The organism is Achromobacter sp. MYb9 (assembly GCF_002975275.1).
In the GTDB taxonomy this organism is placed as follows: Bacteria; Pseudomonadota; Gammaproteobacteria; order Burkholderiales; family Burkholderiaceae_B; genus Achromobacter.
Map to the genome: position 1 here is coordinate 450,531 of NZ_PCOQ01000001.1, position 14,561 is coordinate 465,091.

The 14,561-nt window shown below is 66.8% G+C and carries 9 protein-coding genes; 3 read left to right on the plus strand and 6 right to left on the minus strand.

The window, feature by feature from the left end:
• Positions 1–59: 59 nt before the first annotated feature.
• The 3 genes from CQ050_RS02080 to axyZ all read right to left on the minus strand — a co-directional run bounded on the left by CQ050_RS02080 (position 60) and on the right by axyZ (position 3,292).
• Positions 60–1,562 carry an ABC transporter substrate-binding protein gene (locus tag CQ050_RS02080; RefSeq protein ID WP_105555169.1) on the minus strand — a complete coding sequence of 501 codons (1,503 nt, stop codon included), beginning with the start codon at positions 1,560–1,562 and terminating at the stop codon, positions 60–62.
• Between the two features lie 138 nt (positions 1,563–1,700).
• On the minus strand, positions 1,701–2,597 hold the full coding sequence (locus CQ050_RS02085; protein ID WP_105555170.1) for a LysR family transcriptional regulator: 897 nt from the start codon (positions 2,595–2,597) through the stop codon (positions 1,701–1,703).
• Positions 2,598–2,653: 56 nt separating this feature from the next.
• The gene (gene axyZ / locus CQ050_RS02090) at positions 2,654–3,292 is read right to left on the minus strand and encodes a multidrug efflux transcriptional repressor AxyZ (RefSeq protein ID WP_105555171.1); all 639 of its coding nucleotides are present in this window, start codon (positions 3,290–3,292) and stop codon (positions 2,654–2,656) included.
• A gap of 245 nt (positions 3,293–3,537) precedes the next feature.
• On the opposite strand from axyZ, the gene CQ050_RS02095 reads away from it, so the two are divergent.
• The 3 genes from CQ050_RS02095 to oprZ are packed head-to-tail and all read left to right on the plus strand — an operon-like array spanning position 3,538 to position 9,233.
• Positions 3,538–4,707: a MexX/AxyX family multidrug efflux RND transporter periplasmic adaptor subunit gene (locus tag CQ050_RS02095; RefSeq protein WP_105555172.1), complete on the plus strand. Its 1,170-nt coding sequence runs from the start codon at positions 3,538–3,540 to the stop codon at positions 4,705–4,707.
• A gap of 3 nt (positions 4,708–4,710) precedes the next feature.
• On the plus strand, positions 4,711–7,848 hold the full coding sequence (locus CQ050_RS02100) for a multidrug efflux RND transporter permease subunit (RefSeq protein WP_105555173.1): 3,138 nt from the start codon (positions 4,711–4,713) through the stop codon (positions 7,846–7,848).
• Positions 7,845–9,233, plus strand: a complete 1,389-nt coding sequence (gene oprZ, locus CQ050_RS02105) for a multidrug efflux RND transporter outer membrane subunit OprZ (RefSeq protein ID WP_105555174.1) — start codon at positions 7,845–7,847, stop codon at positions 9,231–9,233. The genes CQ050_RS02100 and oprZ overlap by 4 nt, the downstream gene beginning before the upstream one ends.
• Here oprZ and CQ050_RS02110 read toward each other — a convergent pair.
• From CQ050_RS02110 to CQ050_RS02120, 3 genes are read right to left on the minus strand one after another with little or no spacing between them, the layout of a single operon-like run.
• Complete coding sequence (locus CQ050_RS02110) at positions 9,230–9,889, minus strand: metalloregulator ArsR/SmtB family transcription factor (RefSeq protein ID WP_105555175.1); 660 nt, start codon at positions 9,887–9,889, stop codon at positions 9,230–9,232. The two genes, oprZ and CQ050_RS02110, sit on opposite strands and share 4 nt — an antisense overlap.
• A 53-nt stretch (positions 9,890–9,942) precedes the next feature.
• On the minus strand, positions 9,943–11,436 hold the full coding sequence (locus CQ050_RS02115) for an efflux transporter outer membrane subunit (protein ID WP_233213772.1): 1,494 nt from the start codon (positions 11,434–11,436) through the stop codon (positions 9,943–9,945).
• A gap of 11 nt (positions 11,437–11,447) precedes the next feature.
• The gene (locus CQ050_RS02120; RefSeq protein ID WP_105555176.1) at positions 11,448–14,546 is read right to left on the minus strand and encodes a MexW/MexI family multidrug efflux RND transporter permease subunit; all 3,099 of its coding nucleotides are present in this window, start codon (positions 14,544–14,546) and stop codon (positions 11,448–11,450) included.
• Between the last annotated feature and the right edge of the window lie 15 nt (positions 14,547–14,561).

The window sequence follows — 14,561 nt, forward strand, 5'->3', positions numbered from 1 at the left end:
GCCGCCCGCAAGTAAGAAAAACGGGACCCGATTCCGGATCCCGTCGTTGGCCGCCCGGCTTACTTCTTGGCGACGGTCACGCCCTTCAGGCGGATGAGGCCGTCGGGGTAAGGTACAAAGCCTTCAACCTTCTTTTGCACGCCGAAGGTCCACGGCAGGTAGAACAGGTAAACGATGGGGCGCTGGTCCTGCATGCTGGTCAGCACCTGGTCGTACAGCGCGCGGCGCTTGGCCGTGTCGGCTTCGGCGCGCGCGTCGTTCAGCAACTTGTCCACGCCCGCGTCGCAGAACTTGCCGTCGTTCAGGTTGCCCTTGCAGCTGAGGTACTGGTGGATGTTGCCGCTGGGATCGACGCGCCCGGACCAGCCGCTCTGGCCCACTTCGAAGTCGCCGCGCGCCAGCGACGATTGCAGCGACGCGAACTCCACCGGACGCAAGGTGATGTCGAAGCCCGCTTCGGCGCCCATCGCCTGCACCAGTTCGAAGACCTGTTGCATGGTGGTGTTGTTGCCGAAGGTGATCTCGAATTTCACGCGGTCGAAACCGGCTTCCTTCAAGAGCGCCTGCGCCTTCTTCGGGTCACGGCCCTTGTGTTCGAAGGCGGTGTTGTAGGCGAAGCTGGCGGGCGGGAACGGCTGGTAGGCGGGCTGGAACATGCCTTCGCCGATGACCTGGTTCAGCACGTCGCGATCGATCGCGAGGTCAAGCGCCTGACGCACGCGCTTGTCTTTCGCCAACGGGTTATTGGCACGTGCGCCATTGCCCAGGTTGATCGAAATAGACTGGAAGCCCAGGCCGGTTACGGGTGCCAGGCGCAGGTTGCTATCGTCTTTCACCGCCTTGGCATCGCTGGGCGCCACGCGCTCGATGATGTCCAGGTCGCCCGCGCGCAGGTTGTTCAGGCGCACCGTGTTGTCCGGAATCGGCGTGAAGACCAGGCGGTCGAAGTGGTAGTTGGCGGCATCCCAGTATTTGGGAAATTTCTCGAGCACGATGCGGTCGTTCTGCACGCGCTCCTTGAACTGGTACGGCCCCGAGCACACGGGTTTACCGCCAGGATCCTTATCGAACGAGGCGGGCGACATCATCATGCCGGCGCGGTCGGACAGTTGCGACAGCAGCGAGGCGTCCGGCTCCGACAGGTTCAGCACGACGGTGCTGGCATCGGGCGCATCGACGCTGGCGACGGTGGCCAATTCGCTCTTGCGGTTGCTGTCGGGCAGCGTGCGGGCGCGGTCCAGGTTGGCTTTGACGGCGGCGGCATTGACCGGCGTGCCGTCATGGAACACCGCATCGGTGCGCAGTTTGAAGGTCAGCGACTTGTTGTCCGGGCTGATCGTCCAGGATTGCGCCAGCTGGGGCACGATCTTCAGGTCGGGCGTGATGTCGACGAGCTTGTCGCACAGCGAGGCAAAGACGATACGGCCCACGAAGGTGCGCGCGCGCGCCGGATCCAGCACGTCCGGGTCGTCTTGCAGACCGATCCGCAACGTGGACTGGGCGTGCGCCAGTCCGCCCGCCAGCATTCCCGCCATGGCCATGGCGGCGCAAATTTTACGCATGGATGTTCTCCCTTGATTCATCTTGTTGGATTCTGCGCCAGGCGCGCGGCGATTGTATAGAGCGCTGGCCGCCGGACCGCCAAACGGGATCGAAGACGGCCGCCTCGCGGACGCGGCCCAGGCAACCACGCAACCCATTCAGGGCAGCCGGCAAGGCGCCGAGAAGTCCACCGCGGCAGCCACTGCGTCGCGCAGCCGGGCGACCAGCGCGCGCGTATCGTCGCGCCGGTACTGAAACGCGTAGGGCAATGCCGCCAATGCGGGCGCGCCCTGCAGGACGCGCAGGCTGCCTTCGGCCGCCAGGGCGTCGGCCCAATGACTGGGCAGCAGCCCGACGCCGGTTCCTTCGATCAGCAGGCCGGCGATGGCGCCCCAGTTGTTGCAGCAAAGGCGCACGCCGCCGGCATCGCGTCCGGCCAGCCAGTCGTCGATGATGCGCGTCGTGCCCGCGCCCGCCGGCAGGGTCACCAGCGGCAGGCGCGCCAGCAGCGCCGTCGTCATGCGGGTTTCGCCATCGAGCACGGCCGGCGACGCCACCCAGGCGAAGCGCGCCTCGCCGATGGGCGTGGACGCGATGTTCGCGCGCGACGACCGCCCCGCGATGACGGCGAAGTCCAGTTCGCCGTCCGCCACGCGCTGCTCCAGCACCTGGCCGATGTCCACATAGGGTTCCAGCACCAGCTCGGGATAGGCGGCGCGCACGCCGGCGATCAGGCGGGGCAGCCACGTCAGCGCGGTCAACTCGCCCACGCCGAAGCGGCAGCGGCCGCGCAAACCCGGGGTGTCGTTCATGGACGCGCGCACGCGGTCCGCGGCCGCCAGGAGTTCCCGGGCCTGCGGCACCAGGCGCTGGCCGGCGTCCGTCAATGCGGCCTTGTGACCGCTGCGGTCGAACAGCGCCTGGCCCAGCGCTTCCTCAAGCTCGGTGATGCGCTTGGACAACGACGACACCGACAGATGCAGGCGATCAGCCGCCACGGCGAAGCTGGCGCAGGTGGCGGCCCAATAGAAGGCTTCAAGTTGCTTGAGGGTCATGCGGCGATTGTAGGAGGATGCGCCCGCGCCGGGTGGCGCGATCAGCCCCGGTGGCCTTATGCCAGCCGGGGCATCAGCAGGTGGGGCGACAGCCGCAGGGTATCGATGCCGGCGCGCAGCATGCGTTCGACGCTGGGCCAGATATCGCCCTTCAGCCGGTCGGACCAGCAAATGCTGTCGAACACGCCGTCCACCAGCGAATGCAGGTAGATATTGGACAGCCGCACATCCAGCGCCTGCGGCAGGTCCTTGCGTTCAACCGCGGCCCGCAGCAGCTTTTCGGATGTGCGCTGCGCGTAGCGTTCCCAGAGATCGCGGCGGCGCAGCAGCGGCGCATTCTCGTCGCTGCGTTCGCACTTCAGGTAGAGGATTTCCAGCACGCGCTGCATCGAGCCCTCTTCCGAGTAGATCCGGATGAACTGACGCATGGAGACATACAGGGATTCCAGGGCCTCGCCCTCGGTCGACACCTCGGTCAACGAGGCCGCTTCGCCCAAGGCCCGGTCGCACATGGCGATACAGACGTCGATCTTGTTCTTGTAGTGACCGTAGACGGCGCCCCGGGATACCCCCGCGTGGTCCGCGATGTCGCTCATGGTGGTGCTGGCCACCCCTTTGGACAGGAACACGTGTTCTGCCGCATCCAGGATACGGTCGCGGGTGCGTTGGGACTCTTCTTTCGTCTTGCGGGCCATGCAGGGAATCTCCATGAAAAGGGTTGAGGGAAAACGCGGAAAGACAAACGGCGGTTCACCGGGACGAGAGCCGCCATGCCCACACTGTTAAGAAGTGTGTAGCCGTGAGCATACTTTCCAACAAGATAATCAATCAATCGTGACGGATTAAATGATAGACTCGCCTCCCACCGGGAAAACCCGCGCATTCCCGGCCTGGCACCGTCCCTGCCCTTCCCACGGGCACACCACAACAACAATCAAAAATGAAGCAACGAGTCCCCTACAAAAAGCTCGCTTTTTCTTCCGTATTGGTTCTTATTACCGCCTGCTCGAAGCCGGCGCCGGAAGAACAGGCCAAGGCGCCCGCCGCAATTGGCGTCATCGTCGCCCGGGCCACGCCCACCGCCGTCACCACCGACCTGCCGGGTCGCCTGGAGCCTTACCGCGAAGCTGAGGTGCGCGCACGCGTGGCCGGCATCGTCACCGAACGCCTGTACGAGGAAGGCCAGGACGTCGCCCGCGGGACTGCGTTGTTCCAGATCGACCCGGCGCCCTTGCAGGCCGCGTACGACTCCGAAGCCGCCAACCTGGCTCGCGCCCAGGCCAACCTGTCGGCCGCCGCCGACAAAGTGCGCCGGTATGCGGACCTGGTGGGCGACCGCGCCATCAGCGAACGCGACCATGCCGAAAGCGTGGCCGATGAACGCCAGGCGCGCGCGCAAGTCGCCCTGGCGCGCGCCAACCTGCAAAGCGCCAGGTTGCGCCTGGGGTATGCCCGCGTCACGTCACCCATCGACGGCCGCGCCCGGCGCGCGCTGGTCACGGAGGGTGCGCTGGTGGGCGAAGGCCAGGCCACGCCGCTGACGGTCGTGCAGCAGATCGACCCCATCTACGTGAACTTCGCCCAACCCGCCGCCGAGGTGATGCAACTGCAGAAGCAGATCCGCGCGGGCGCGCTGCAAGGCGTCGCGCCGGACCAGGTGCGGGTGTGGCTGGTGCTGCCCGACGGGTCGGAACACGCGCAGAGCGGGACGCTGTCGTTCGCGGATCTGGCGGTGGACCCTGGCACCGACAACGTGACGATGCGGGCGCTGTTCGACAACCCCGGCCGTGACTTGCTGCCCGGCATGTACGTGCGCGTGCGGCTGGAACAGGCGATCAACCGCGACGCCTATCTGGTGCCGCGCGACGCGCTGTTGCGCACCGCCGAAGGCGCGCACCTGCTGGCGGCGGACCAGGCGGGCGAGCTACGCCGCGTTCCGGTCGCCGCGCATCGGCTGCAAGGGCCGAACTGGATCATCACGCAGGGCCTGACAGGCGGCGAACGCATCGTCGTGGAAAACGCCGCCCAGCTGGCCGTGGGCCAGAAGATCAAGCCCATTGAAAAACCGGCCCCGGGCGCGCAAACCGCCGCCAAGGGCCAGAAGGGATAAGCCATGGCGCGTTTCTTTATCGATCGCCCCGTTTTCGCGTGGGTGATCTCGCTGCTGATCATGCTGACCGGCATCCTGTCGATACGCGCGCTGCCGGTGGCGCAATACCCGGACATCGCGCCGCCCGTCGTCAACATCGGCGCGAGCTATCCCGGCGCGTCCGCCCAGGTGGTCGAAGAGGCGGTCACCGCCATCATCGAACGCGAGATGAACGGCGCGCCGGGCCTGATGTATACCTCGTCCACCAGCGACTCCACTGGCTGGGCCAGCATCAACCTGACCTTCAAGCAAGGCACCAACCCGGACATCGCCGCCGTGGAAGTGCAGAACCGCTTGAAGGCAGTAGAGCCGCGCCTGCCCGAATCCGTGCGGCGCGACGGCGTTCGCGTGGAAAAAGCGGCCGACAACATCCAGCTGGTCGTGTCCTTGAAGTCTGACGGGCGCCTGGACGACATCCAGCTGGGCGAACTGGCGGCCTCCAATGTGTTGCAGGCGCTGCGCCGCGTGGAAGGCGTGGGCAAGGTGCAGTCGTTCGGCGCGGAAGCGGCGATGCGCATCTGGCCCGATCCCGCCAAGCTGACCGCCATGTCGCTGACGCCCGGCGATATCACGCGCGCCCTGCGCGACCACAACGCGCGCGTCACCATCGGCGAGCTGGGCAACCAGGCCGTGCCGAACGACGCGCCGCTGAACGCCAGCATCGTGGCGGGGGAATCCCTGCACACGCCTGAACAGTTCGCCAACATTCCGCTGCGCACGCAACCCGGCGGCGCCACGTTGCGACTGAAGGACGTGGCCCGCGTGGAGCTGGGCGGCACCGACTACATGTACCTGTCGCGTGTGAACGGCATGACCGCCACCGGACTGGGCATCAAGCTGGCGCCCGGGTCGAACGCCGTGGAAACCACGCGCCGCATCCGCGCCACCATGGACGAGCTGGCGCAGTACTTCCCGCCCGGCGTCACCTACGATCTGCCTTACGAAACGTCGTCCTTTGTCGAGATCTCGATCCAGAAAGTGCTGATGACGCTGCTGGAGGCCGTGGCCCTGGTGTTCTGCGTGATGTATCTGTTCATGCAGAACGCCCGCGCCACGCTCATCCCGACGCTGGTGGTGCCGGTGGCGCTTCTGGGCACGCTGGGCGTGATGCTGTGGCTGGGATTTTCCATCAACGTGCTGACCATGTTCGGCATGGTGCTGGCCATCGGCATCCTGGTGGACGATGCCATCGTGGTGGTCGAAAACGTGGAACGCATCATGACTGAGGACGGCCTGTCGGCCCACGACGCCACCGTGCGCGCCATGGGCCAGATCAGCGGCGCCATCATGGGCATCACGGTCGTGTTGGTGTCGGTGTTCGTGCCGATGGCGTTCTTCGACGGCGCGGTCGGCAACATCTACCGGCAGTTCGCGGTGACGCTGGCGGTGTCGATCGCGTTCTCGGCATTCCTGGCCCTGTCGCTGACGCCGGCGCTGTGCGCGACGCTGCTGAAGCCCGTGCCGGCGGGCCATCACGAAAAGCGCGGATTCTTCGGCTGGTTCAACCGCGCCTTCGCCCGCTTGACCGACCGCTACACGGCCCGCGTGGCAGGCGTGCTGGCCCGGCCGGTGCGCTTCGGGCTGGCCTATCTGGCCGTCATCGCCGCCGTGGCGTTCCTGTTCATCCGGCTGCCTGCTTCGTTCCTGCCCGACGAAGACCAGGGCAGCTTCATGGCCATGGTCATCTTGCCGCAGGGCACGCCGCAAAGCGACACGATGGCGCTGGTGAAGGAGGTGGAACGCTACATGCTGGACCACGAGCCGGTCGCGTTCGTGTATTCGGTCAATGGTTTCAGCCTGTACGGCAGCGGGCCGAATTCGGCGATGTTCTTCGTCACGCTGAAAGACTGGAAGGAACGGCGCGACGCCGGCATGCACGTGGACGCCGTGGTGAAACGCATCAACGAGGCCTTTGCCGAACGCAAGAACGCGACGGTGCTGGCGCTGAATTCCCCGCCCCTGCCAGACCTGGGTTCGACCTCGGGCTTCGATTTCCGGCTGCAAGACCGGACGGGCCTGGGCTATCAGGCCCTGACCCTGGCGCGCCAGCAGATGCTGACCGCTGCCGCCAGGCATCCGGCCCTGTCCGAAGTGGTGTTCGCGGGCCAGGAAGAGGCGCCGCAGCTGCGGCTGAACATTGACCGCGACAAGGCGCAAGCCATGGGCGTGACCGTGGACGAGATCAATACGGCGCTGGCGGTGATGTACGGGTCGGACTATATCGGCGACTTCATGCACAACGGCCAGGTACGGCGCGTGACGGTGCAGGCGGATGGCAAGAGCCGCGTCGACGTGGACGACGTGTCGCGCCTGCATGTGCGCAACGTCCAAGGCCAGATGGTGCCGCTTTCCGCGTTCACCACGTTGGCATGGACGATGGGCCCGCCGCAGCTCAGCCGCTACAACGGTTTTCCCGCGTTCACGATCAACGGGTCGGCGGCCAAGGGGCACAGCAGCGGCGAGGCCATGCGCGCCATGGAGGAGCTGGCCGCCGAACTGCCGCGCGGCATCGGCTTTGACTGGTCGGGCCAGTCTTATGAGGAACGGCTGTCGGGCAACCAGGCGGCCGCGCTGTTCGCCTTGTCGGTGCTGATCGTATTCCTGGCGCTGGCCGCGCTGTATGAAAGCTGGACCATCCCGCTGGCCGTGATCCTGGTGGTGCCGCTAGGCGTGATCGGCGCCGTGCTGGGCGTGACCTTGCGCGGCATGCCCAACGACATCTACTTCAAGGTGGGCCTGATCGCCACCATCGGCTTGTCGGCCAAGAACGCGATTCTGATCGTGGAGGTGGCCAAGGACCTGGTGCGCGACGGCCAGGGGCTGGTCTCGGCCACGCTGGAGGCCGCGCGGCTGCGGTTGCGGCCGATCGTGATGACGTCGCTGGCCTTCGGCGTGGGCGTGCTGCCGCTGGCGCTGGCCACCGGGGCAGCCTCGGGCGCGCAGGCGGCGATCGGCACCGGCGTGCTGGGCGGCATCATCACCGCGACGGTACTGGCGATTTTCCTGGTGCCGCTGTTTTTTCTGATCGTGGGCCGCCTGTTTGGCGGGCGCGCCCGCCCCGCTGCCCCAACCGGCCGCGACACCGTGGAGACCTCGCCATGAAAGCCATGGCCATGAGCCTATTGGCGGCGGCGCTGGCGGGCTGCTCGCTGGCGCCCGTGCATGAACGCCCCGCCGCGCCCATTCCCCAGGCCTACGACACACCCGCAGAAGACGGGCAGGCCGGCATGCCCCAGGACTGGCGCGCCTATTTCGCCGACCCCGCACTGCAGGCCTGGATCGACGCGTCGTTGCGGAACAACCGCAATCTGCGGGTGGCGGCCTTGCGTATCCAGGAGGCTCGCGCGCTGTACGGCGTGCAGCAGGCCGACCGGTTGCCGGCCGTGGACGGCCGTGGCGAGTTCAGCCGGGGCCGCAGCGTGGAACCGGGCCAGGACCCGATGCCGGTGGCGAACCGCTATCGCGCCGCCGTCGGTATCACCGCGTTTGAACTGGACTTTTTCGGCCGCGTGAAAAGCTTGAGCGACGCCGCCTTGGAACGCTATCTGGCGACCGAAGAGGCGCATCGCGCCGCCACCTTGTCGCTGGTGGCCGAGACCGCCACGGCGGTGTTCAACCAGCGTTCGCTGGCCGAGCAACTGCGCCTGACCGACAGCACGCTGGCGCTGCGCGAAGCAACGTTGAAAATCACCCAGCGCCGCTACGACGCGGGGTTGGAAACCGCGATCGGGCTGCGCACCGCGCAGATGCTGGTGGAATCTTCCCGCGCGACCCATGCGGCGCTCAGCCGCGAATACCGCCAGGCCGTTCACGCCCTGGGCCTGTTGGCGGGCGACTTCTCCTTGCCCGCCGGGACCGATGCCGTGTCACTCGAAAACCAGAGCCTGACACCGCTGGCGGCCGGCTTGCCGTCGACGCTGCTGACGCTACGGCCCGATCTGCGCCAGGCCGAGAACCTGTTGCGGGCCGCCAATGCCGATATCGGCGCGGCACGGGCGGCGTTCTTCCCTTCGGTTCAGTTGACGACCGACATCGGCACCACGGCCAGCAGCTTCTCGGATCTGTTCGGGTCAGGCACGGGCAACTGGGTCTTCATGCCCACCTTGACGCTGCCTGTCTTCAATGCCGGCCGCAACCGCGCCAACCTGTCGTTGGCCGAAACACGCAAGGACATCGCGGTAGCGCAGTATGAAGGCAGCATCCAGCTGGCCTTCCGCGAGGTGGCCGACGCGCTGTCCGCGCGCGACACCCTGCGCACGCAGATCGACGCCCAGCGCAAGGTGCGCGACGCCGACCGAGAGCGCCAGCGGCTGGCCGAACGGCGCTATGACCGCGGTGTGGCCGGTTATCTGGAAATGCTGGAAGCCCAGCGCAGCCTGTTCGAATCCGAGCAAGACTACATCCGGCTGCAGCAGCGCCGGCTGGTCAACGCGGTGGAACTGTACAAGGCGCTGGGCGGGTGGGACACCCCGGGCGCCGCGTATTAGCCCGTGGCGCTGACGCGGTATGCGCACCGCCTTGCGCCGGCAAGGATGTGCTCTTCACGATCGACCTTCACGCCCTCGCCCAGCACATTGCGGAACAGTTCCAGCTCGCTGCGGCAAAAGCCCATACAGGCTTTGGCCGCAGAGCAGATGGGGCAGTGGTTTTCAATGAAGAGATAGTCCGAGCCGTCCTTGCGCAGCTCGGCCATATAGCCTTCGGAAGCACGCACCTGCACCAGGCGTTCCAGCCGCCCGGCCAGGTCCTTGGCGCCGAGCATCGCCTGGTGGTAGCTGTTCAGCATGGCGGTTTCGCGCACCTGGATCAGCTTTTCCACGCCTTCGTCGCCGAACACCTGGCGCACCGCCCCGATCATCTGCACCGTCATTTCGGCGTGCGTATCCGGAAAACGGCCATGGCCGGCTTCCGTCAGGTACCAGATCTGCGTGGGCCGGCCGCGCCCGGCGCTATGGCTTTCGGAGTCGACCAGCCCGTCCGCATGCAGCCGCGTCATCTGCTGGCGCACCGCTTCCGCCGTGAGGTCCATGGCCTTTGCGATGACCGCGACCGATTGCGGGCCGCGCGTCTTCAAGGTCATGAGCACGCGGTCCGCCGGCTGATGCGGCATCCAGGTAACGGGTTGGGGCAGACTGTCAGACATGACGATAACGGAACTCCAGTTTTTCCCTATGGTGCCACGAACCGGGGCGAAGGTCAGCCGGCGGGCCCACCTGGCACCGCGGACCCATCCGGCACCGCCGATCCATCGGCGGCGGCTATCGTTCCATCGCGCCCCGCCTCCCAACCGCCGCCCAGCGCCTTGTACAGCGCGATCAGGCGAGTGTAGGACTCGGTTTCGGCCACGGCCACGGCATCCTGGGCGCGCAAAAGCGTACGCTGCGCATCCAGCACCGTCAAATACGGGGCGCTGCCTTCCCGGTAGCGCAACTGCGCCAGACCGGCCGCCCGGCTGCTGTGCTGGGCGGCCTGCGCCAGATTGCCCAGCCGCTGCTGCGTCTGGCCAAATTCGGTCAACGCGGCTTCCAGCTCTTCCACCGCCCGCAGCACGGTCTGTTCGTAACGCGCCACTTCCCCCTGCGACCGCGCCACGGCCCCGCGCTTTCTCGCCAGCGCTGTCGGCAAATGGAACGCCGGCCAGTTCACGCCCGACGCCACGCTGAACGCGCGGCTGGACGACGAACCGAAGTCCGCCCCGCGCAACGCGACAAAGCCCAGGAACCCGCCCAGATCGATACGCGGATAGAGTTCGGCGGTTGCCACGCCCACGTCGGCATTGGCGGCGGCCATATTGCGTTCGGCCGCGGCGATGTCGGGACGCCGCGACAGCAAGGCGCCCACGTCCCCGATCGGCAGGCGCGCGGTCAATGGCGCCAGGGGCGTACCGGCGTCCAGTTCACCCAGCTCCACGGGCCGCAGCCCGGCCAGCACCGCGATGCGGTACCGCGCCAGCCGTCTTGCCGTTTCCTGCACCGGCACGCTGGCCTGCACGGTTTCCAGTTCGGCCCGCGCGCTGGCCAGGTCGCCCTCGTCGCCGCGGCCGGCCGACACCATCGCCTGGGTCACGCGCAGGCTGTCGCGCTGGCTATCCAGATTGGCGCGCGCCACGGCAAGCCGCTGTTCAGCGCCGCGCAGCTCGAAATAATTGCGCGCTACCTCCGCCGCGACCACGATGCGGGCTTGGGCCAGGTCAGCCGCCTGAGCTTCGCTGCGTGCCGCCGCGCTCTCGGCCGTCCGGCGCAGGCGGCCGAACAGGTCCAGCTCCCAGGTGGCGTCGAAGCCGGCCCGGTAGCTTTGGGCCAGATTGCGTTGCCCGGCCGCGCCCGCGTTGGCCTGGGACAGGCTGCGCTCGTAGCGGCCATCCAGGGTGACCGCGGGCAACTGGTCCAGCTCTTTCTCGTCCAACACGGCGCGGGATTCGGCCAGCCGGGCCTGGGCGATCCGGATGTCGTGATTGCGGGACAGCGCCAGGCCGATCAGGCGGTCCAGCTGCGGATCCTGCAATTGCCGCCACCAGTCCTGCTGCACCCGGTCCGTGGAAAACAGCGCCTGCTCGGGGCTGGCCAGGGCCACGGGCGCGGCCTGCGGTTTTTGATAATCGGGCCCGACCGCGCACCCGGCAGTGGCCAGGGCGGCCAACAGCACGGCAATGCCGCGGCGCAGGCGCTGAGAATGAAGATGAGGATTCATGATCGGTTCCTTTAGTGCGCGCCGGCGCCGGCGTCAGCGACCTGCGCCGCCGCCAGTTCGCGCGCGCGCGGCGTATCGTGAGCCGCACGGTGGTCGCGGGCGAAGACGGTGTAGACGGTGGGCAGCACGAACAGCGTGAACAGCGTGCCGACCAGCAAGCCGACCACGATGACAAGGCCCAGGCTGTAACGGCTGTGCGCGCCGGCGCCTGCGGCGAACAGTAGCGGGATCAGCCCCATCACCATCGCCGCCGTCGTCATCAGGATCGGGCGCAGGCGGATGCGGGCGGCCTGTTCCATCGCGGCGCGCCGGTCCAGCCCATGGCTGACCTGCATCTCGTTGGCGAACTCCACCATCAAGATGCCGTGCTTGCTGATCAGGCCGATCAGCGTCACCAGGCCGATCTGGGTGTAGATGTTCACGGTGGCCATGCCCAGCGCCAACGGGATCAGCGCGCCGCAAATCGACATGGGCACGCTGACCAGGATGATGAACGGGTCGCGCAGGCTTTCGTACTGCGCGGCCAGCACCAGGTAGATGACGATGATCGCGAAGATGAACGTGATCATCAGCGCCGAGCCTTCCTGGCTGAACTGGCGCGCATCCGACTGCCAGTCGTAGCTGAAGCCCGCCGGCAACTGCTGTGCCTGCCGTGTCAGGAACTGCACCGCGTCGCCCATCGTGACGCCGGGCATCGGGATGGCCTGGAAGGTGGCGGCGTTCAACTGATTGAACTGCGTCAGCGAATTGGGCTCCACCCCCATGGACACCGTCACCAGGTTGGACAGCGGCACCTGCGCGCCGCTGGCGCTCTTGACGTGGAACTGCGCCAGCGACGCCGGCGAGATGCGCTGTTCGCGCAGGCTTTGCGGGATCACGTCATAGGACCTGCCGTCCATGCCGAAACGGTTCACGTAGTTCTCGCCCACCAACACCGCCAACGTGTCGCCAATTGCTTTCATGGTGACGCCCAGGCTGTTGGCCTTGGCACGGTCCACCTTCAGCTGCACCACCGGATTGTTGTAGTCCAGGTCGCTATCGACCACCATGAACAAGCCGCTTTCGCGTGCCGCCTTCTTCAGGCTTTGCATGGACTCGTAGACCACCGGGTAATCGGCGGCGCTCATCAGCACCATCTGCACGGGCAAGCCGCCCGTGGACCCCGGCAGCGACGGCAGCTGGAAGGCAAAGATGTTGCTGCCTTCGACCTGGTTGGCCATCGCCTGCATGTCGGCCTGGAGTTCGTCGGCCGAGCGCGTGCGCGCCTCCCACTCCACGAAATCGACACCGCCAATGCTGTTGGACACGCCGTCCGATCCGTTGATCAGCCAGCGCCCCCGCTGTTCCGGCAGCGTCTTCATGACGTCGTCCCACTTTTTGCCGAACTTCTCCACATAGTCGATGTTGGCCTGCTGCGGCGACTTGATTGCCGTCAGCACGGTGGACTGGTCTTCGACCGGCGCCAATTCGCGCTGCGCCGCGTTGTACAGGAACGGCAGGCTGACCAGCACGCCCACCGCGATCAGTCCGGTCACCCAGCGATGATGCAAAGACACGTCCAGCAGCCGGCCATAGGCGTCGCCCAGCCGTCCGAAGAAGCGCTCGGCGCGCCGCGCCATCCAGCCTTCCGACACCCGGCTGTTCAGCAGGAAAGAGCTCATCACCGGCGACAGCGTCAACGCGATGACGCCCGACACGACCACCGCCCCCGCCAGCGTGAAGGCGAATTCCTTGAAGAGCGAACCCGTCAGGCCACCCATCAGCCCGATCGGCGCATAGACGGCCGCCAGCGTAATCGTCATGGCGATCACCGGCCCCGCCACTTCGCGCGCGCCGATCAGCGCGGCCCGCACGGGCGACTTGCCTTCTTCGATATGGCGGTGCACGTTTTCCACCACCACGATGGCGTCGTCCACCACCAGGCCGATGGCCAGCACCATCGCCAACAAGGTCAGCAGGTTCACGCTGAAACCGAACAACGCCATGATCGCCGCCCCGCCCAGCATGGACAGCGGGATGGTAACGACGGGGATCAGCACGGCGCGCAGCGAGCCCAGGCACAGGAAGATCACCACGACCACGATGGCCACGGCTTCCAGCAGCGTGTGTATCACGCCGTCGATGGACGCGCTGATGAAGCGGGCCAGCTCGAACGGCACCTGCACGCTGGTGCCCGGGGGCAGGTTCTGCTTGATGTTGGGCAGCAGCTCGTTCAGCCGCTTGACGATGACCAGCGGGTTGCCCACCGGGGTGGCGTTCAGGCCGAAGTACACGGCCGGCTCGCCGTCCATCAGGCCGCTGGAATCGGTGGACGCCGCGCCCAGTTCCACCGTCGCCACATCGCCCAACCGCACGACGGCGTCGCCGTCGCGCTTGACGATCAGGTCTCGGAATTCCGCCACGTTCACCAGGTCGGTGTTCACCTGGATGTTGGACACGACATACAGCCCCTTGGCCTGGCCCGGCGCGGCCTGCACGTTGTTGTCGCGCAGCGCCTGGGACAGCTCGCCCGCGGAAATGCCGCGCGCGGCCATCCGGTTGGGATCCAGCCAAACTCGCATGGCCAGCTTCTGGCCGCCATAGAGCTCGACGCTGGCCACGCCATCGATCGAAGACAGCTGCGGCTGGACGACCCGCGACAGATAGTCCGTCAGCGCCGCCAGCGACAGCGTGCTGCTGGAGAAGCCCACATAGGCCACGGCCGTCGCTTCGCCCGCGGACTTGACCAGTACGGGGTCATACACGTCTTGAGGCAGCCGGTACTTGACCTCGTTGACCTTGGCCATGACCTCGGTCATGGCCTTGTTGGAGTCGGCGTTCAACTTCATCCGGACCGTGATGACGCTACGGCCCTGCGTGGACGAGGACGACAGGTAATCGATGCCTTCCACGGTGGCCACCGATTGCGCGATGGGTTGCGTGACGAAGCCCTGCATCAGAGCGGGGGAGGCGCCGGGATACTGGGTGGTGATGGTGATGGTGGTGCTTTCGGTCAGCGGGTATTGCCGCACGGGCAGGCCGCTTAGCGCCTTGATGCCCAGCAACAGGATCAGCGTGCTGACCACCAGCGCCAGCACGGGCCGGCGGACGAAGAGGTCGGTGAATCTCATGATTGCCCTCGCCTC

Excerpts from the sequence above, each read along its gene's own strand:
- CQ050_RS02080 (WP_105555169.1), bottom strand. The coding sequence starts at position 1,562 with ATGCGTAAAATTTGCGCCGCCATGGCCATGGCGGGAATGCTGGCGGGC.
- CQ050_RS02085 (WP_105555170.1), bottom strand. The coding sequence starts at position 2,597 with ATGACCCTCAAGCAACTTGAAGCCTTCTATTGGGCCGCCACCTGCGCC.
- axyZ (WP_105555171.1), bottom strand. The coding sequence starts at position 3,292 with ATGGCCCGCAAGACGAAAGAAGAGTCCCAACGCACCCGCGACCGTATC.
- CQ050_RS02095 (WP_105555172.1), top strand. The coding sequence starts at position 3,538 with ATGAAGCAACGAGTCCCCTACAAAAAGCTCGCTTTTTCTTCCGTATTG.
- CQ050_RS02100 (WP_105555173.1), top strand. The coding sequence starts at position 4,711 with ATGGCGCGTTTCTTTATCGATCGCCCCGTTTTCGCGTGGGTGATCTCG.
- oprZ (WP_105555174.1), top strand. The coding sequence starts at position 7,845 with ATGAAAGCCATGGCCATGAGCCTATTGGCGGCGGCGCTGGCGGGCTGC.
- CQ050_RS02110 (WP_105555175.1), bottom strand. The coding sequence starts at position 9,889 with ATGTCTGACAGTCTGCCCCAACCCGTTACCTGGATGCCGCATCAGCCG.
- CQ050_RS02115 (WP_233213772.1), bottom strand. The coding sequence starts at position 11,436 with ATGAATCCTCATCTTCATTCTCAGCGCCTGCGCCGCGGCATTGCCGTG.
- CQ050_RS02120 (WP_105555176.1), bottom strand. The coding sequence starts at position 14,546 with ATGAGATTCACCGACCTCTTCGTCCGCCGGCCCGTGCTGGCGCTGGTG.